At 54.5% G+C, this 18,665-nt stretch carries 17 protein-coding genes and 1 tRNA gene; 14 read left to right on the forward strand and 4 right to left on the reverse strand.

The window, feature by feature from the left end; all coding sequences use genetic code 11:
• Positions 1-434: 434 nt before the first annotated feature.
• Together ASE98_RS20160 and ASE98_RS20165 are read left to right on the forward strand one after the other, a co-directional pair.
• On the forward strand, positions 435-1,247 hold the full coding sequence (locus ASE98_RS20160; RefSeq protein WP_060543089.1) for an outer membrane protein OmpK: 813 nt from the start codon (positions 435-437) through the stop codon (positions 1,245-1,247).
• 183 nt (positions 1,248-1,430) lie between these two features.
• A complete protein-coding gene (locus tag ASE98_RS20165; protein WP_060543090.1) occupies positions 1,431-1,799 on the forward strand; it encodes a PH domain-containing protein in 369 nt (122 codons plus the stop codon).
• A 263-nt stretch (positions 1,800-2,062) separates the two neighbouring features.
• Here the strand turns inward: ASE98_RS20165 and ASE98_RS20170 are convergent, their stop codons facing one another.
• Positions 2,063-2,374, reverse strand: coding sequence for a DUF3077 domain-containing protein (locus ASE98_RS20170; RefSeq protein WP_060543091.1), 312 nt, complete (start codon positions 2,372-2,374; stop codon positions 2,063-2,065).
• A gap of 512 nt (positions 2,375-2,886) precedes the next feature.
• Between ASE98_RS20170 and ASE98_RS20175 the strand changes: the two genes are divergently transcribed.
• From ASE98_RS20175 to ASE98_RS20190, 3 genes are all read left to right on the forward strand, one after another.
• Entirely contained in the window at positions 2,887-6,030 is a 3,144-nt protein-coding gene (locus tag ASE98_RS20175) for a metallophosphoesterase (RefSeq protein ID WP_060543092.1), read from the forward strand.
• 753 nt (positions 6,031-6,783) lie between these two features.
• Complete coding sequence (locus ASE98_RS20185) at positions 6,784-7,284, forward strand: hypothetical protein (RefSeq protein WP_060543094.1); 501 nt, start codon at positions 6,784-6,786, stop codon at positions 7,282-7,284.
• 256 nt (positions 7,285-7,540) lie between these two features.
• Complete coding sequence (locus ASE98_RS20190; RefSeq protein WP_060543095.1) at positions 7,541-8,227, forward strand: hypothetical protein; 687 nt, start codon at positions 7,541-7,543, stop codon at positions 8,225-8,227.
• A 163-nt stretch (positions 8,228-8,390) separates the two neighbouring features.
• Here the strand turns inward: ASE98_RS20190 and ASE98_RS20195 are convergent, their stop codons facing one another.
• Together ASE98_RS20195 and ASE98_RS20200 are read right to left on the reverse strand one after the other, a co-directional pair.
• Positions 8,391-8,720 (reverse strand): hypothetical protein, encoded by a 330-nt coding sequence (locus ASE98_RS20195; protein ID WP_060543096.1) that lies wholly within the window; start codon positions 8,718-8,720, stop codon positions 8,391-8,393.
• Between the two features lie 161 nt (positions 8,721-8,881).
• Positions 8,882-8,966 (reverse strand) — tRNA-Leu (locus tag ASE98_RS20200).
• 106 nt (positions 8,967-9,072) lie between these two features.
• Between ASE98_RS20200 and queA the strand changes: the two genes are divergently transcribed.
• The 6 genes from queA to ASE98_RS20230 all read left to right on the forward strand — a co-directional run bounded on the left by queA (position 9,073) and on the right by ASE98_RS20230 (position 15,174).
• Entirely contained in the window at positions 9,073-10,137 is a 1,065-nt protein-coding gene (queA, locus tag ASE98_RS20205; RefSeq protein WP_060543097.1) for a tRNA preQ1(34) S-adenosylmethionine ribosyltransferase-isomerase QueA, read from the forward strand.
• A 14-nt stretch (positions 10,138-10,151) separates the two neighbouring features.
• Positions 10,152-11,267: a tRNA guanosine(34) transglycosylase Tgt gene (tgt, locus tag ASE98_RS20210; RefSeq protein ID WP_160387208.1), complete on the forward strand. Its 1,116-nt coding sequence runs from the start codon at positions 10,152-10,154 to the stop codon at positions 11,265-11,267.
• Positions 11,268-11,310: 43 nt separating this feature from the next.
• Positions 11,311-11,646: a preprotein translocase subunit YajC gene (gene yajC / locus ASE98_RS20215; protein WP_007956696.1), complete on the forward strand. Its 336-nt coding sequence runs from the start codon at positions 11,311-11,313 to the stop codon at positions 11,644-11,646.
• Positions 11,647-11,710: 64 nt separating this feature from the next.
• Positions 11,711-13,579 carry a protein translocase subunit SecD gene (secD, locus tag ASE98_RS20220; RefSeq protein ID WP_060543099.1) on the forward strand — a complete coding sequence of 623 codons (1,869 nt, stop codon included), beginning with the start codon at positions 11,711-11,713 and terminating at the stop codon, positions 13,577-13,579.
• A gap of 9 nt (positions 13,580-13,588) precedes the next feature.
• Entirely contained in the window at positions 13,589-14,503 is a 915-nt protein-coding gene (gene secF / locus ASE98_RS20225) for a protein translocase subunit SecF (RefSeq protein ID WP_060543100.1), read from the forward strand.
• Positions 14,504-14,622: 119 nt separating this feature from the next.
• Positions 14,623-15,174 carry a glycine zipper 2TM domain-containing protein gene (locus tag ASE98_RS20230; RefSeq protein ID WP_060543101.1) on the forward strand — a complete coding sequence of 184 codons (552 nt, stop codon included), beginning with the start codon at positions 14,623-14,625 and terminating at the stop codon, positions 15,172-15,174.
• 242 nt (positions 15,175-15,416) lie between these two features.
• Here the strand turns inward: ASE98_RS20230 and suhB are convergent, their stop codons facing one another.
• A complete protein-coding gene (gene suhB / locus ASE98_RS20235) occupies positions 15,417-16,235 on the reverse strand; it encodes a type III secretion system regulator SuhB (RefSeq protein WP_016984379.1) in 819 nt (272 codons plus the stop codon).
• Positions 16,236-16,381: 146 nt separating this feature from the next.
• Between suhB and trmJ the strand changes: the two genes are divergently transcribed.
• The 3 genes from trmJ to iscR all read left to right on the forward strand — a co-directional run bounded on the left by trmJ (position 16,382) and on the right by iscR (position 18,661).
• Positions 16,382-17,152 (forward strand): tRNA (cytosine(32)/uridine(32)-2'-O)-methyltransferase TrmJ, encoded by a 771-nt coding sequence (trmJ, locus tag ASE98_RS20240; protein WP_060543102.1) that lies wholly within the window; start codon positions 16,382-16,384, stop codon positions 17,150-17,152.
• 2 nt (positions 17,153-17,154) lie between these two features.
• The gene (cysE, locus tag ASE98_RS20245) at positions 17,155-17,931 is read left to right on the forward strand and encodes a serine O-acetyltransferase (protein ID WP_060543103.1); all 777 of its coding nucleotides are present in this window, start codon (positions 17,155-17,157) and stop codon (positions 17,929-17,931) included.
• Positions 17,932-18,169: 238 nt separating this feature from the next.
• Entirely contained in the window at positions 18,170-18,661 is a 492-nt protein-coding gene (gene iscR / locus ASE98_RS20250; RefSeq protein ID WP_003227911.1) for a Fe-S cluster assembly transcriptional regulator IscR, read from the forward strand.
• The last annotated feature ends 4 nt before the right edge of the window (positions 18,662-18,665 follow it).

The following is an 18,665-nucleotide window of genomic DNA, read 5'->3' on the forward strand; positions in this document are numbered from 1 at the left end:
TCGAGGGTAGCTAAAGCCAGAAGTGTGCCAAGTTGTTGCTGCCCCGCAGTCAGGGGATTCGGCGTTTAAGGCGCTCGGGGAGCAGTGGGGAGATGAATCGCGATGGTGCGAATTTTTTTGGGCGGGCCTCAAGTTGGTGCGCAGCGCATTCGCCGATTGAGTGTGCAGTTTCAGGCGTGGATTGTGCTGAATGGGGCTTGCTGATTGTATTCGATCAGTTGGCACAACCCGTGCTAAGTCCCGTATCGAGTAGAAGCGGTCAGCACTGAGCGGCTCCAACAGGACCCAAGGTGCAGGGCATTGCTCTGGCGGCATTACGCCGCGTACCCGGCAAGGGGCGCCCCTCATTACGTTGAGGGCCAGAACAGTGGCTAACCCGCAGCTCGGGCATGCCTTGCCGGTGATATCCGCCAATCACCTGACAAGGGCAGCCCATGAAAACATCTACATTACTTGCACCTCTTTTACGCCGCAGCCTGCTGCCGCTGTTCGCCCTGGCCAGCGCCAGCGTCGAAGCCGGCCCGTTGTTGTGGAACGACAACAGCCTGAGCTACCTCTACGGCCAGCACTTCAAAGTCGACGGCACCGGCGACGACACCCAGCAAACAATCACCTTCGAACACGCCAGCGGCTGGACCTGGGGCGACGTCTTCATGTTCGTCGACAACAAATGGTCCAACGGCCTCTCGGGTGACGACGGCCATTCCTACTACGGCGAATTCTCCCCGCGCCTGTCCCTGGGCAAAATCAGCGACCGCGATCTGAGCTACGGCATCATCAAGGACGTGCTCATGGCCGCCACCTACGAACGCGGCAAAGACCGCAACCGCAAATACCTGCTCGGCCCCGCCGTCGACCTCGCCCTGCCAGGCTTCGATCGCTTCTCCCTGAACACCTACTACCGCAAACCCGACGGCATCACCGGCAAGGCCTCCGGCCAATGGCAGATCAACCCCACCTGGTCCATGACCCTCCCGCTGGGCCGCTCCGACATCCTCTTCGACGGCTACCTGGAGTGGTACGTCAACGATGTCGGCACCAAAGGCACCTCCGACTACGTAGCCAAGAGTTTGCACTTCAACCCGCAGATCAAATACGACGTGGGCAAGGCGCTGGGGCAACGGCAGAAGCAGTTTTATGCGGGGATCGAGTGGGATTACTGGTCGAATAAATACGGGATTGAAGACACTTCAGGATTTGAAACAGACCAGAACGCGCTGAGTCTCTTGCTGAAGGTGCATTTCTGACGGGAAAGCGTGGCGGGTAGGGCGTTTGACCGGGGCGCGTGGTGCCCCGGTTTCACCCTGTCACAATTTTCGTCGCCGTTTTCTGTAGGGCTTGTGGGAGATTTCCCTTTCTTGATTCATCCCCGATGCCCAGGTACGTCACGATCAGCCTGGATCTCACCGCCAGAAAACAGGGAAAAGCAGATGATTGATTTCAACAACAAAGGCTTCTTCAAACTCAAGCAAAACGAAGAATACGCAGAACGCGTCAGTGCGTTGCTGCTGGACGGCGAGCAAGTGATCGACGCCTACAAATCCATGCGCGATGGCGTAGTGTTCACCAACAAACGCATCATCGCCGTCAACGTCCAGGGCATCACCGGCAGCAAAAAAGACTTCACCTCGCTGCCCTACAAAAACATCGTCGCCTACTCCGTAGAAACCTCCGGCACCTTCGACCTGGATTCGGAACTGGAGATCTACTTCTCGTCCCTGGGCAAGGTGAAATTCGAATTCACCGGCAGGACGTCCATGGTAGAAATCTCAAAACTGATCTCCCAACACCTGCTCTGACCCGCTCTAATCGAAACCCCGAAACCCAGGGCTGACGCGCACCCCCCTGTGGGAGCTAGCCCTGCTGGCGATAGCGCCAGCCCAACCGCCCTCAATGCTGAGATGCACCGCAAACCCGCTCACACACCAGGGCTACCCGATGCCTGCCACTCACCACAACCCCTGTGGGAGCGGGCTTGCCCGCGATAGCGCCAGCCCAGCCAACACAAATGCTGGATCAGCCACCACCATCGCAAACAACCCACACCCCACAGGCCCAAACACTAAGCCTCAGCTTTCTCTCCCGCCTTTTTGGACACCAGCACACAAACCCGATCCCGCGTTAGCACCTTCACCGCGTCGTCCACCAACGCCTTGCTCATCGAAGTCAGATAATGCGCAGCCCAGGCATGGCGGTCGGTGTCTCTGGCGTAGGCAGCATCTTCAGTGAGCGTCTTGGCCAAGAACAGAAAATCGGAGGCCATGGACAACGCATCGCCGAGAGGAACCCCGCGAGTGACGTGGAACAGTGGTTGATCCGCACAGTAGATGGCGGGTGTCAGGCCGATGGTCTTGAGTTCGGGTTGTTCGGTCATTGGCCACCTCCGAGGATGGAGAGGCAATGGGGGAGGGGGTTACGCGATTGGGAATTGCGTAGAGGGGAAAGCCAAATTTCAAACGGATTGATACTGCGCATTATCCAACTCCTTGATATGAGGAGCTGCCACGTTCGTTACCACACGAATGGGTGAGAGCTGTGCGCAGGGTGGTAAACCGGGAATCAAGGAAACCGGCACGCCCGAGGGCGTCCCACGCACAGCCGCCATAACTCACGCCGCAGGCATAAAAAAAGCGCCTGATGACGTGATTGGGGCGCTGTAGCGCCTTGAATAACTCGGGTTACCACGCCCGGTCGCTGAATTGGCAGCGATATTGGAAGGGTATCGTGCGGACTTCTTTGCTGCAACCTTCGCAGGTTTCGAACCCAAACCCCCAAACGACAAAAAGTGACCTGTCCATTTTTTTTTAGTATCTGGATGCCTCTAGCGCTGACTCAACTCAAAATGGATAATGAGGGCATCTGGCCACCACGAAATCATGACGGAATATGAAAAAAATACTGCACATCTCAGATATTCACGCTAGTACCACTCCATTAAAAGGGCAGTCTCGACAGTTCCTAGAGAGATTGAAGGATGTTTTTTTGGATGATGTTGGATTTATTGAAAATTCAGATGCGCTAATAGTTTCTGGAGATCTAACCTACGCGGGGAAAAAAGAAGAATTTGAGTTGTGCAGGAATGAACTTATTGAACCTATTCGAGATGCTCTAAAGTTAAGAAATGAAGATATATTTTTTGTTGCTGGAAATCACGATACAGGTCGGGGGGAATTCAGCTTCTCAAATAAGAAAGCAATAAAAAGTCTGCGTAAAGATTACAGCGCTGACGAAATAAAAGAGCTTCAAGAGGAACTGCTGTCCAATCAGGAGAACCCTTGCACTAATTGGTTGGATTTCATAAGTAAGTTCTACAAGTACTCGCAGAATATTGTAGAAATAAAAGAACTCTATCAATGCTATAAGCATGGAAATGTTGGTATCGCCTGTTTGAATACAGGTTGGTCTGCGATTGGTGAACAAGATCGAGAGAATCTTTTTATTGGTGAGCACCAGATGGATGCCGCGCTAAAGAAAATTCGTGAATTTAAAGAGAAAATAATAATTATGCATCACCCTCTGGAATGGCTGCATCCAGAGGAGCGAAGGTTGCTTTCGGCAAAAATAACAAGTAATAAGATTTCCACTGTGTTTTATGGTCATATGCATGAATTTAATATTTTGCGAGAGTCGTCTTTCTCAGAAGACTTCGTAATGAAAATGCAGGCTGGTAGATTTGATCTGTCAGGAAAAGAGAAAAGTGGATACTCAATAGTAAGTGCTACACATACTGATAATCTTAAGTCAGGTAGGGTCTTATTTCGAAAATACGACGAAAGTGAAAAAAAGTTTTCGCCATGGATAGATAGATGCCCGAAAGGGCAGATGGATTATGAGGCGACACCCGCGGGAGGCTTCAATAGAGAAGCATTTGCTGAGGACTGTGGAAAAGCTTTAGATCGCTTTGATTTCGACTTGATGTGCAATACGGGGGTTGCTGAGTCTGAACGAAAACGCCTTTCGGACATATTTATTTGCCCTGCTATTAAACTCGGTGGTTATGAGATCGAAGAGGGCGGCGAAGAAAAGTATGTAGGGTTTGAAGAGTTAGCTAGATCTCGAGATAACTTCCTCTTGATTGGTGGCGAGAATTCTGGAAAGAGTACTATTCTAAAAAGCTTGCTCATGGACAAGCTTAAGAGTCAAGCAAGAGCGCAACTAGATGAAATTGCTTTTTATTTTGATTGTAAGGGTAAACAACTCCCATCAAAGCATCGCATCAAAACGACTTTGACGGAAATTTACGAATCTTTACCGAGCTCTAAGCTCTATATTGATACGCTGGGAAACAAAGTCATAACTGAGAATGCACTTCTGATCTTCGACGGAGTAGATGGGCTTTCTCAAAACTGCGTTGATGAGTTGATTTCCTTCCTTGCCGAGCATCAATCACCAAGATTTATCATTTCTTGCAAGCACGCTACAGCACAAGAGCTCGCAACAAAGTTGCGCACGAAAGTTTGCAGGAGGTTTGTGGAAGTAAATATTGGTGGAATGAAGCGCAGTCATCTAAAAGGCTTGGTTGGGAAGTGGTTGTCCAGTTCTACTAAGCAAAATTCTGTCGCAAAAGAGATTCTGAAAACTGTAGATAATGCAGGGATGCCTAACAATATTTTTGTGTATTCTATGCTTCTTTCTATATATGAAAGAAAGCAAGGTCACTTCTCGACTTACTTGCATGAGGCGGACCTTGTTGAGAACTTCATCGAGGTAATAATGCAAAAGCATTGTATTACAAGAGAGCGAGCTCCGCAGTACAAGGATTTGCTACGTCTTCTCGGTAGTATCGCTGATGTGATGGCCAAGAGGAAATTGTTTGCCCTAAAAGTATCTGAGGTAGACGCAATAATAGTTAAGTTTAATGGGGATATTGCACAAGACTTCCCCATTACAGCCTACTTGAATCCGATTCTGGCCAGTGGTGTGATAGAACTTTCTGAAGAGAAGTATCGATTTAGTCAGGCGTGCTTCTTTGATTACGTGTATGCGCGATACCTTAGTAATAAGAAAATATCGTACCCTGAGTTGCATGCGTCAATTAATTTTCTGCGTTTCAATAAGGTAATTGAATACATATCTGCTATTTCTAAAGAGGATACGGATCTTCTAGAATTTTGCCATCGGCTTACCAGTGATGCTTGGGCAATATGTGTTGAGTCAGAGAAAATTTCTAACCTGAAGACGGCAGGGGAAGAGCTTGAGGAAGCAGCTCAATCAGATATTCTCGACGAATTGAAAGAGGAGTCTATTGATAACGCTCTTAGTCATGAACCGCCTAAGGAACATGAGATTGATGAAAGAATGGATAGTGCAAGCCCTTTAAGAGAGTGCCCGCAAAACGGTGAATCCCGCGCAAACTGGGATGACCTGCACGGAGCGACACTGTTTCAGTCTTCACTTTCTCTCTATGCTCGTGTATTCCGAGCAGCGGAGCACGTAACTGATCGTTCGATAGCTGATCAGCATTTCTCCAGTGCACTCGATTTTTATCAGAAAACTATTGCGCTAAATACTCGGAAGTTTCAAGAGAAACTGCGCCCATTAGTCCTTAATAAACTAGTTGAGCATTCTAAGTATCAAGAGCTCCCGCAAGGGCATAGAAGAAAGGCTACGGAAAATATAGATGCCTTTCTTAATTTTCTCATTGCGACTTTTCCTAATTTTGCTGTGTCAATGATGGCTTCCGACCTAATAAACTCTAGGCAGACAGGTCGTCTCCGAGATAAGCGCTCAGGCTCATCCGACAACCTAGAGAGAATTATTATTACTTATGCACTCTGTGAGATTGACGGGGTTGATACTCTTAGTGAGATAAAGTCATTAGTCCCCGAAAAAAGCTATGAGTACTCTTCTGTTATTATGAAAATCATTGAGCTCTCTCATATGGACTTCACTCTTACCGATGAGGTAAGGGAAGATCTATTAAAGCATGCAAGGTCGCTCATGAAGAATAAAATCGCTAGGAAGCTAGTGAATGATCTTTCTGAGATATCGACAAAAATATCGGGTGAGCTCCTCGGAATAGATCCTTAAACCAGAATTCGACTTCACGGGGAGAAAAGGGGATGGATTTATTATTGGATGAGACGTGGTGACCAGCGCCGGTTTGTCCGTCGGGCACTCCGCTGTTTTTGGAAAAGGGGACAGATCTATTAGTGGATTAAGCTCGAAAATAAATCCGTCCCCATTTTTTCCCATTTTCTCATGTTTTCCTTGAGCTAGGATCACTATTGAATCTCGCCTGCTCCAGCCTGCTGTCAGGGGGGACTCAATGTATTTTTTGGACATTCGAAGATCCTAGACTAATGTCATGAGTGCAGTGCAATCCGTTGCTTTACTCATGAAATCACTTGCTCAAAGGAGCGACGATGGAACGCTATAGGAACCTGGGAGGAGACTCAAATGTGGCTGCATTTGAGATAGGGAATGGATCTATCACTGTCGAATTTATGGACCGGGCGCAGTACCTGTATACAGATCAGAGCGCGGGTCCTGGATCTATTGCAGAAATGCATCGATTGGCTAGAGCCGGTAGAGGGCTGAATAGCTACATTTCACGCGTAGTTAAGAAAGGCTACGCAAGGAAAATTCGCTAAGAACTGGTGTGCGCGACACGTTTTTCGAATCATGAAAACGTGTCCCGGAGTCGATAGCTAGGCAAAGCCGGATTGCTGCTTTAGTTCGGATGCTCAAATGTGAGCGAGGATCACAATTGAATCGTGCCTGCTCGAGCCTGCTGTCAGGCTACTTCGAACAATGGCATGAGGTAGTATTGCTACCTACTCAATGACCGTATTGGAACTCAAAGATTTGGATATCCCCTCACCATTTGCTGGCCTTCATCTTGATCGAGAGCTCGTTTGTGAGTTTTTCGCTGTTTTCTCACGGTTTGAGTTTTCGCTTAAGGAGACAGGGAATTGCCGGGAAATTCGACGTTTAGTTGAGCCCGCGTGGTGGGGGTATGCTGAAAAGGCGGCTGAGTTGGTGATCGTGGAACCGGGCTCGCCCCTTGAAGAAGCGATCAGTTATCTTTGTGACGATCCACCTTTGTTTCAGGTAAGCGCTCATCGGTGGGAGCACCGGGCTTTGCATGGTATTTGCAGGTTTGAGCAAGCTATAGATGCAGCAAAGCAAGTAAGGAACAATCTATTTCACGGTGGCAAACACACGCCACACTCACCACCAGGGCGGGATAATCGATTGGTGAAGTCATCCTTAACCATCCTGTATGCGTGCCTCGAGGCTGATGCGGAAATACGGGACGTGTACATACAAAATCAATTCTGAGCAGTTTAGAAGCTATAATTTTGCCGATCAGTGAGATCAAACCTTCACACGTAGCGATATTACACTGTGTGATCGAGGTATCGCAGAGGTTTACCTAGAAGTGAAAGATGTGCTCATAACTGAGTACATCCCGTTATTCGGCGATTTTACGGAAACTGTACGGAAACTGGGGCAGATTTATTATTCAGAAATGAAAACAAATCTTCCCCCATTCTTTTATTCATTCTTATTCAAGTAAACGGTGGCTAGAGGATACATGCGTAAACGTTTGGGTTTGATCGGTGGAGTCGTTACGGCCGTTTACTTGTTCGGGCTGGCTGCGGTGGTGTCGGGCCGCGTCTACACACTAATGATCATGCCTTTGAATGAGGTAGGTGATTTTCTTGCAGGTGCTTTTGGCCCGGTCGCGTTTCTCTGGCTTATTCTAGGCTTCCTGCAGCAAGGCAATGAACTGCGACAGGGCACCGAGGCGCTTAAGTTGCAGGCCGAAGAGCTCAGAAACTCTGTGGAACAGCAGTCGATTATGGCGGCGGCTGCCACCCAGCAGATCAATGCACAGCAGCAGGCGCTGCAACTGCAGTTGGAGGAAACAGAACGCACTTTTCGGGCGAATTTCGTTTTTGGCGGCGGGCCCTCGGTCAGCTCCAATCGCGGCGTAGGGTTCTATGCGGAAACAAGTATTGAGATCGGAGTCGCAAGGTCCGTTGCGCACGCAGTTGAGATAGCCATTGACCCACCTATTGGAGGAGTCAGTGAAGGAAAATTCGCAATTATTGACCTCAAACGCTCAATATCAATACCGGTAAAATTCATCACGTTGCCGGAAACGTCAGGGAATGTCTCAATTTCTTATGACGGTGCAGACGGAAAGCGTAGGAAAGAAAATTTCATATATACGACGTTGAATGGGCACCCTTGGGTCGCGATCAAGAGAGCAGATTAGCTGCGCGGCTTGAAGCAATATCTGATCCCCAAAGAACGGGATGCTGCCGTAATGCTTACGCTATCGTCTCGATATCAGGGAAAAGGGGACAGAATTATTATTGGACGGGCCCTGACGGCCGGCGCCTATCGGACGTTCCGGATTTTTAGGCAGTCCCTACAGTTCATTGAATGTCTTTCAGATAATCCTTGAGCACAACGAGCGGAGCATCAAGTAGCTCCATGGCCTGAACACTGGAAAACTCACCCGCCAACCTCCCCAACTCCCGCCCCAACGGCTTATCCACACCCCCAACAGCCTCCAACGCCAACCCCACACATTCACCCACCTTCACCTGAATCCCCTCAACATCCCCCCGCCGCACCAGCAGCTCAAACACATCCCGCTGGTAATCACTCATGACCAGGTCATCCCGCAAAATCGGGCTTGAACCTTCCGACTCATAAGCCAGCTTAAGGGAGAAGAGGGCGACGGTTTCCAGGTGCAATTCCATGGGGGGGAATCCTTGTGAAATGTTCCGGCGGTGCGGGTGGTGTGGAAGGGCAAGGGGCAAAAGCATCGCCAGCAGGCTGGCTCCCACAGGGTGTGTGGGGTGTCAGGGGCTTTATCGCAGGCGAAAAAAAAGGCCTTGCTAAGCAAGACCTTTCTTAATTTTGGTGCCCCGAGGGAGACTCGAACTCCCACTCCTTTCGAAAACGGATTTTGAATCCGCCGCGTCTACCAATTCCGCCATCAGGGCAATGGCCGCGGAGTATAGAGATGAGATAACCGTCGGTCAATCAGGTACATGGAGAATTTTTGATATTTCCGCTAGACTTCCCGGCCCTGCTAGACGACACCCCATCATGCGCGTTGCTGACTTTACTTTCGAGCTCCCTGATTCGCTGATCGCTCGCCACCCTTTGGCTGAGCGTCGCAACAGTCGCCTGTTGACCCTTGATGGGGTCAGCGGCGCCCTGGCACACCGTCAATTCACTGATTTGCTGGAGCATTTGCGCCCCGGCGACTTGATGGTGTTCAACAATACCCGGGTGATTCCGGCGCGGCTGTTTGGCCAGAAGGCTTCCGGCGGCAAGCTGGAAATCCTGGTGGAGCGGGTGCTCGACAGTCATCGCGTGCTGGCCCATGTGCGTTCCAGCAAGTCGCCCAAGCCTGGGTCGAAGATCCTCATCGACGGCGGTGGCGAGGCCGAGATGCTGGCGCGGCACGATGCGTTGTTTGAGCTGGGGTTCGCCGAAGAAGTGTTGCCGCTGCTCGACCGCGTCGGGCACATGCCGCTGCCTCCTTATATAGACCGCCCGGATGAAGGCGCCGACCGCGAGCGTTACCAGACCGTTTACGCCCAGCGTCTGGGCGCGGTGGCGGCGCCGACGGCGGGGCTGCATTTCGATCAGGTGCTGATGGAGGCGATTGCCGCCAAGGGCGTCGAGACCGCGTTCGTGACCCTGCACGTCGGCGCCGGCACGTTCCAGCCGGTGCGCGTGGAGAAGCTCGAAGACCACCACATGCACAGCGAATGGCTGGAAGTCGGCCAGGATGTGGTGGATGCCGTGGCTGCGTGCCGCGCTCGCGGTGGTCGTGTGGTGGCCGTGGGCACCACCAGTGTGCGCTCCCTGGAAAGTGCTGCGCGCGATGGCGTGCTCAAGCCGTTCAGTGGCGACACCGACATTTTCATTTTCCCGGGCCGGCCGTTTCATGTGGTCGATGCCCTGGTTACCAACTTTCATTTGCCTGAATCCACGCTGTTGATGCTGGTTTCGGCGTTCGCCGGTTATCCCGAGACCATGGCTGCCTACAAGGCCGCGGTCGACAACGGTTACCGCTTTTTCAGTTACGGTGATGCGATGTTCATCACACGTAATCCTGCGCCGACTGCCCCTAAAGAATCGGGCCCAGAGGAAACTGTATGAGTCGCACCTGTCGTATGTCTTTCGAGCTGCTGGCCACTGATGGCAAGGCTCGTCGCGGTCGTTTGACCTTCCCGCGCGGTACCGTCGAGACCCCGGCTTTCATGCCGGTGGGCACGTACGGCACGGTCAAGGGCATGCTGCCACGGGATATCGAGGCGACTGGCGCTGAAATCATTCTGGGCAACACCTTCCACCTGTGGCTGCGTCCGGGCACGGAAGTGATCAAGAAGCACGGCGACCTGCACGATTTCATGCAGTGGAAAGGCCCGATCCTGACCGACTCCGGCGGTTTCCAGGTGTTCAGCCTGGGCGCCATGCGCAAGATCAAGGAGGAGGGCGTTACCTTCGCTTCCCCGGTCGACGGCGCCAAGGTGTTCATGGGCCCGGAAGAGTCGATGCAGGTCCAGCGTGACCTGGGCTCGGACATCGTGATGATTTTCGACGAATGCACGCCGTACCCGGCGGATGAAGACGTCGCCCGCATTTCCATGGAGTTGTCCCTGCGTTGGGCCAAGCGTTCGAAAGAAGCCCATGGCGAGAACACGGCGGCGCTGTTCGGTATCGTTCAGGGCGGCATGCACCAGGACCTGCGCATGCGCTCCCTGGAAGGCCTGGACCAGATCGGCTTCGACGGCCTGGCCATCGGCGGCCTGTCGGTGGGCGAGCCCAAGCACGAGATGATCAAGGTGCTGGATTACCTGCCGGGCATGATGCCGGCTGACAAACCTCGTTACCTTATGGGCGTTGGCAAACCGGAAGATCTCGTGGAGGGTGTGCGCCGCGGTGTGGACATGTTCGATTGCGTGATGCCAACCCGTAATGCCCGCAACGGGCATCTGTTCATCGATACCGGCGTGCTGAAGATCCGTAACGCGTTCCATCGCCATGATGATTCGCCGCTCGATCCGACCTGCGATTGCTATACCTGCCAGAACTTCTCCCGCGCTTATCTGCATCACCTGGACAAGTGCGGCGAAATGCTGGGGAGCATGCTCAATACCATCCATAACTTGCGTCATTATCAAGTGCTTATGGCTGGTTTGCGCGAGGCTATTCAACAGGGTACATTGGCCGCCTTTGTCGATGCCTTCTACGCCAAACGCGGGCTTCCCGTGCCGCCTTTGGACTGAGTTTCCTGACCCCAAGATTCAACATTTGCAACTGGAGTGCTAAATGAGCTTTTTTATCTCTAATGCCATGGCTGACGCTGCTGCACCTGCGGCAGCCCCAATGGGCGGCGGCTTTGAGTGGATTTTCCTGGTCGGCTTCCTGGTCATCTTCTACCTGATGATCTGGCGTCCACAGGCCAAGCGCGCCAAAGAGCAGAAGAACCTGCTGAGCAGCCTGCAGAAAGGCGACGAAGTTGTGACCACCGGCGGCATCGCCGGCAAGATCACTAAAGTGGCCGACGATTTCGTCGTTCTGGAAGTTTCCGACACCGTCGAAATGAAATTCCAGAAAGGCGCCATCGCCGCCACGCTGCCAAAAGGCACGCTCAAAGCGATCTAAGTTTCAACTTCATATTCAATCGACGGGGCGCGCAAGGCGCCCCGCGTCATAAACGGGCGGCGTGATGCTGAACAAATATCCTCTGTGGAAATACATTCTGATCCTGGCGGTGCTGGCGGTCGGTCTGATTTATTCCGCTCCCAATCTTTATCCTGATGACCCGGCCATTCAGGTCAGCGGTGCAAGCACTGCGCTGCAGGTCAATCAGGCTGATCTGGACCGTGTGAGCGCTGCGCTCAAGGAATCCGGGATCAACGTCAAGGCTGCCACGCTGACTGCCGGCGGCAAGGGCGGGCTGATTCGCCTGACCAAGGCTGAAGACCAACTGCCGGCCAAGGACGTCGTGCGCAAGGCGTTGGGTGATGACTACGTCGTTGCACTGAACCTGGCACAAACCACCCCGCAATGGCTGCGTAACCTCGGGGCTCACCCGATGAAGCTCGGTCTGGACTTGTCTGGTGGTGTGCACTTCCTGCTGGAAGTGGACATGGACAAAGCCCTCGACGCACGCCTGAAAGTCTACGAAGGCGATGTGAAGAGCCTGTTGCGTAAAGAGAAACTGCGCTATCGCAGCCTGCCGCAACTCGACGGTGCCATTCAGCTGGGCTTCTCTGATGAAGCAACCCGCGAACAGGCCCGTACGATCATCCGCAAGAACTTCAACGATTTCGACATTGTTCCGGCCGACCTCAATGGTCAACCGGTGCTGCGTCTGGCGATGACCCCGGCCAAGCTGGCGGAAATCCGTGAATACTCCATCAAGCAGAACTTGACCACGGTACGTAACCGCGTCAACGAGCTGGGTGTTGCCGAGCCGATCGTTCAGCGTCAGGGCGCCAACCGCATCGTGGTTGAGCTGCCGGGCGTGCAGGACACCGCAGAAGCCAAGCGTATCCTCGGCAAGACGGCCAACCTGGAGTTCCGTCTGGCTGCTGAGCCTGGCGCTTCGAAGGCGACTTCCGAATCTTTCGAATTCCGTGAGGGCGGCCGTCCGGCAGCGCTGATCGAGCGTGGCCTGATCATCACCGGTGACCAGGTAACTGACGCCAAGGCTGGCTTCGGCGAGCAAGGCACGCCGGAAGTGAACATCCGTCTGGATGGTCACGGCGGCGAGCTGATGAACCGTGCGACCCGTTCCAACGTCGGTCGCAGCATGGCGGTGATCTTCATCGAGCAGCGTCCGGTCACCACTTACACCAAGCAAGTGGTCAACGGCGTCGAGAAAGACGTGCCGGTGCAGACGTTCAAGGAAGAGAAAAAGATCATCAGCCTGGCGACCATTCAGTCGCCGCTGGGTGCTCAGTTCCGCATCACTGGCCTGAACGGTCAGGGCGAATCGTCCGAACTGGCGCTGCTGCTGCGTGCCGGTGGTCTGGCTGCACCGATGTACTTCGCTGAAGAGCGCACCATTGGTCCAAGCCTGGGTGCCGACAACATCACCAAGGGTATCGATGCATCGCTGTGGGGCATGCTGTTCGTCTCGCTGTTCATCATCGCCATCTACCGCTTCTTCGGCATCATCGCCACTGTCGCACTGGCAGTGAACATGGTGCTGCTGCTGGCCCTGATGTCGCTGCTGGGTGCAACGCTGACCCTGCCGGGTATCGCCGGTATCGTATTGACCATGGGTATGGCGGTCGACGCCAACGTACTGATCTTCTCGCGTATCCGTGAAGAGATTGCGGCGGGCATGACCGTGCAACGGGCAATCAACGAAGGCTTCGGCCGGGCATTCACCGCGATTCTCGACGCCAACCTGACAACCTTGTTGGTCGGCGGGATTCTCTTTGCAATGGGCACCGGCCCCGTCAAAGGCTTCGCAGTGACCATGTCCCTCGGGATCTTTACCTCGATGTTCACGGCCATCATGGTGACCCGCGCGATGGTCAACCTGATCTTCGGCGGTCGTGACTTCAAGAAGTTGTGGATTTAAGGGGCTGCCATGTTACGTACAATCAACTTCATGGGCGTTCGCAACTTTGCGTTCGGCGTCACATTGTTCCTTACCGTGCTGGCCTTGTTCAGCGTCGCCACCAAGGGCATGAACTGGGGCCTGGACTTCACCGGCGGTACGCTCATCGAGCTGACCTACGAGCGTCCGGCCGACGTCTCCAAGGTGCGTGAGCAGCTGGTGAGCGCCGGTTATAACGATGCCATCGTGCAAAGCTTCGGTGCGACTACCGATTTGCTGGTGCGCATGCCGGGTGAAGATCCGCAGTTGGGCCACCAAGTAGCCGAAGCGCTGTTGAAAGTCGGCGGCGAAAACCCGGCGACGGTCAAGCGCGTCGAGTTCGTCGGCCCGCAAGTGGGTGAAGAGCTGCGCGACCAGGGCGGCCTCGGCATGCTGATGGCACTGGGCGGCATCCTGATCTACCTGGCTTTCCGCTTTCAGTGGAAGTTTGCGGTTGGCGCGATCGTGTCCCTGATTCACGACGTGATCGTGACCATCGGTATCCTCTCGTTCTTCCAGATAACCTTCGACCTGACGGTGCTGGCGGCGGTACTGGCGATCATCGGTTACTCGCTCAACGACACCATCGTGGTATTCGACCGGGTTCGTGAGAACTTCCGGGTGCTGCGCAAGGCCAGCCTGATCGAGAACATCAACATCTCGACCACGCAAACCCTGCTGCGCACCATGGCGACTTCGATCTCCACCTTGCTGGCGATCGCGGCACTGTTGTTCTTCGGCGGCGACAACCTGTTCGGCTTCTCCATCGCCCTGTTCATCGGTGTGTTGGCGGGTACCTACTCGTCGATCTACATCGCCAACGTGGTGCTGATCTGGCTGAACCTGAGCACTGAAGATCTGATTCCTCCGGTGAATACCGATAAGGAAGTTGACGACCGTCCTTGAAGGAAAATTCTCCTGGCGGTGTAGTCCAAAAAGGCGCGAGTTGAACTCGCGCCTTTTTTTGTGCTCCAAGGCTGGGAGAAGCGCGGACATGTTCCGCATGTGATGGTCAGGAGGTTCATGTGAACAAATCGATGCTGGTTGGTGCGGTTCTGGGTGCTGTCGGTGTGACTGCCGGGGGTGCTGTGGCCACCTACAGCTTGGTTAAAAGTGGCCCTGAATACGCGCAAGTGCTGGCTGTAGAGCCGGTCAAGACGCAAATCAAGACTCCACGTGAAGTGTGCAAGGACGTAACCGTCACCCGGCAGGCGCCGGTCAAAGATCAACATCAGATTGCCGGTACGGTGGTAGGTGCCCTGGCCGGTGGTCTGCTGGGTAACCAGGTCGGCGGTGGTAGCGGCAAGAAGATCGCCACGGTCGCCGGTGCTGTCGGCGGTGGTTATGCCGGTAACAAGGTTCAGGAAGGCATGCAGGAGCGTGACACCTACACCACGACCCAGACCCGTTGTAATACGGTGAACGACATCAGTGACAAGGTTGTAGGTTACGACGTGCGTTATTCGCTCGATGGCAAGGAAGGCAAGGTGCGTATGGATCGCGACCCGGGCAACCAGATTCCGGTGGACAAGGAAGGTCAGCTGATTCTGACGCAGAACGACCGGGTCACTAATTAACACCGCTTAAAAAGAAGCACCCTGCGGGGTGCTTTTTTGTGCCCGCAATTTATGGACCCCCCCAATCCCCTTGTAGGAGCGGGCTTGCTCGCGAATACGGTCCGTCATTCAAAATCCATGTTGGCTGACCCGCCGCCTTCGCGAGCAAGCCCGCTCCCACATTGGTTTTGTGGTGTGTCAGGGATTGAATCGCAGGCATAAAAAAAGCACCCCGCAGGGTGCTTTTTTCTGTCGCTGGAAGCTTAGCGCTTCAGCGAGGCCGGCAGGTGCGGCTGGATGGCCGTCAGGACTGCCTTGAAGCATTTGGTGTTGCCGGCAACGATGTGGCCTTTCTCAAGGAAATCGTGACCGCCGGTGAAGTCGCTCACCAGGCCGCCAGCTTCCTGGATCAGCAGGGCGCCTGCAGCCATGTCCCATTCGGACAGACCCGACTCCCAGAACGCGTCGAAACGACCGGCAGCCACGTAGGCCAGGTCCAGGCTGGCGGAACCGGCGCGGCGGATGCCGGCAGTCTGGCCAACCAAGGCGCGGAACATGCCCAGGTAGTTGTCGAGGTTATCCATCTGGTCGTCACGGAATGGGAAGCCGGTACCCAGCAGGGCGCCGTCCAGGCTGGTGCGGCCGCTGACGCGCAGGCGACGACCGTTCAGTTGGGCGCCGCGACCACGGCTGGCGGTGAATTCTTCCTGGCGAACCGGGTCCAGAACAACAGCGTGTTCCAGGCGACCGCGGTATTTGCAGGCGATGCTGACGGCAAAGTGAGGAATACCGCGCAGGAAGTTGGTGGTGCCGTCCAGTGGGTCGATGATCCACAGGTACTCTTCGCCTTCGATGCCGGTGCCAGCGTGCAGGCCGGTCTCTTCACCGCGAATCGAGTGATTCGGATAGGCCTTGCGCAGGGCGTCGATGATTTTCTGTTCGGCGGCGCGATCCACCTCGGATACGTAATCCTTGGCGTCTTTTTCGTCGACCTTGATGGTATCCAGGCGCTCGATGGAGCGGAAGATCAATTCACTGGCGCTGCGGGCGGCGCGCAGCGCGATATTCAGCATGGGCTGCATGGATGTGTCACCTAAGGTTGTTAAAGAAAGCCGGGCATTCTATCAGAAAGTTTCTACAGGAGAAGGACGACGTTCGCTTTCATGGCTTAACGGTAGCTCTCGCTGTAAGATTCTGCTCCCGATTATTGTGTTCGAGAGCGCCTCCCTTGCTGCAAAACATTCGTGTCGTGCTGGTCAATACCAGCCATCCGGGCAATATCGGCGGGGCTGCGCGTGCCATGAAGAACATGGGCCTGTCGCGGCTGGTGCTGGTCGAGCCCCGGCAATTTCCGCATCACGAGGCCGATGCCCGCGCCTCCGGTGCCGGGGATATCCTTGAAAACGCGCAAGTCGTCGCCACCCTGGAAGATGCCCTGGTGGGCTGCAATCTGGTGCTCGGCACCAGTGCGCGTGATCGTCGCATTCCCTGGCCGCTGCTTGATCCGCGCGAATGCGGGACGAAAGTGGTCGAAGAAGCCGCGGCGGGTGCGCAGATCGCGCTGGTGTTCGGTCGTGAAGATTCCGGCCTGACCAACGAAGAGCTGCAGCGATGTCATTATCACGTGCACATTCCATCAGACCCTGAGTTCAGTTCGCTGAATCTCGGGGCAGCGGTGCAGGTGTTGGGTTATGAAGTGCGTATGTCCTGGCTGGCCGCGCAAGGTCAGCCGACCAAGGTCGAGAAGGAAGAAGTGGCCTCCGTGAAAAGCGCCGAGCTGGCGACCATGGACGAGTTGGAGCGATTCTATGAGCACCTGGAGCAGACCCTGGTGGCCATCGAGTTCCTCGATCCGGAAAAACCACGGCACTTGATGGCGCGCCTGCGCCGGTTGTACGGACGCAGCTCGGTCAGCCGGGCGGAAATGAATATATTGCGTGGCATCCTCACGGAAACCCAAAAAGCGGCCCGTGGTGAGCTTCTAAAGCGGAAGGATTAATGATGTTCGAGCGTTTGCGTGAAGATATCCAAAGCGTATTCCACCGAGACCCGGCGGCGCGTAACGCTTTTGAAGTCCTGACTTGCTACCCCGGCATGCATGCCATCTGGATCCACCGTTTGTCGGCAATGCTGTGGCGCGCGGACCTGAAATGGCTGGCGCGGCTGGTGTCGAATTTCGGTCGCTGGTTGACCGGGATCGAGATCCATCCGGGGGCGAAGGTCGGTCGGCGTTTCTTCATTGACCACGGCATGGGTATCGTCATTGGCGAAACGGCCGAGATCGGTGACGACGTGACCATTTATCAGGGCGTGACCCTGGGCGGCACCAGCTGGAACAAGGGCAAGCGTCACCCAACCCTGGGTGACGGGGTGGTGGTCGGTGCTGGCGCCAAGGTGCTTGGTCCGTTCACTGTCGGTGCGGGTGCCAAGGTCGGCTCAAACGCCGTGGTGACCAAGGAGGTGCCGCCGGGCGCCACAGTGGTGGGGATTCCTGGGCGGATCATCGTCAAGCCTGACGAAGAGCTGGACGCCAAGCGCAAGGCCATGGCCGAGAAGATTGGTTTTGATGCCTACGGCGTGACTGAAGACATGCCGGACCCGGTGGCTCGCGCCATTAACCAGCTGCTCGATCATCTGCAGGCGGTCGATGGGCGTCTGGAGGGGATGTGCGGGGCGTTGAAGGATCTGGGCAGTAATTACTGTGCGAAAGATCTGCCTGAGCTGCGCGAAGAAGACTTCGCCTGTGTGAAGGACAAGGATCAGAGTCAGGCCAGCTAGACCGAGTCGACCCCTTCGCGAGCAAGCCCGCTCCCACATTTGAAATGCATTCCAATGTGGGAGCGGGCTTGCTCGCGAAGAACGATAACGCGCAATTGCTGGCTGTAACCGTCCAGCCTTTGCTATGATGCGCGCGCTCTTTTACGGGTAAACCTGACTAAAGTACTAGGTCTTATAGTTGACTTAAATACTCGGGAATTGCATACTCGTTTCATTCTGAACTCCGTGGTAATTGTCCATGCGACTGACTACAAAAGGCCGATACGCCGTGACCGCCATGCTAGACCTGGCGTTGCACGCGCAGCACGGGCCCGTGTCCCTGGCCGATATCTCCGAGCGCCAAGGCATCTCCCTGTCCTACCTCGAACAGCTTTTCGCCAAGTTGCGCCGCAGCAACCTGGTGTCCAGTGTCCGTGGTCCAGGCGGCGGTTACCAGTTGTCCCGCGACATGCAGGGCATCCAGGTCGCCCAGGTGATCGATGCAGTGAACGAATCGGTCGATGCCACCAAATGCCAGGGCCAGGGCGATTGCCATTCCGGCGACACCTGTCTGACCCACCACTTGTGGTGCGATCTGAGCCTGCAGATTCACGAATTTCTCAGCGGTATCAGCTTGGCTGACCTTGTCACTCGCCGTGAGGTACAAGAGGTAGCCCAGCGTCAGGATCAGCGCCGTTGCAACAGCAAGGCGCCACGCCTGGACAAGATTGAAGCGTCCGCCGTCGAATGACAGC

Source organism: Pseudomonas sp. Leaf48 (assembly GCF_001421885.1).
Taxonomy (GTDB): Bacteria; Pseudomonadota; Gammaproteobacteria; order Pseudomonadales; family Pseudomonadaceae; genus Aquipseudomonas.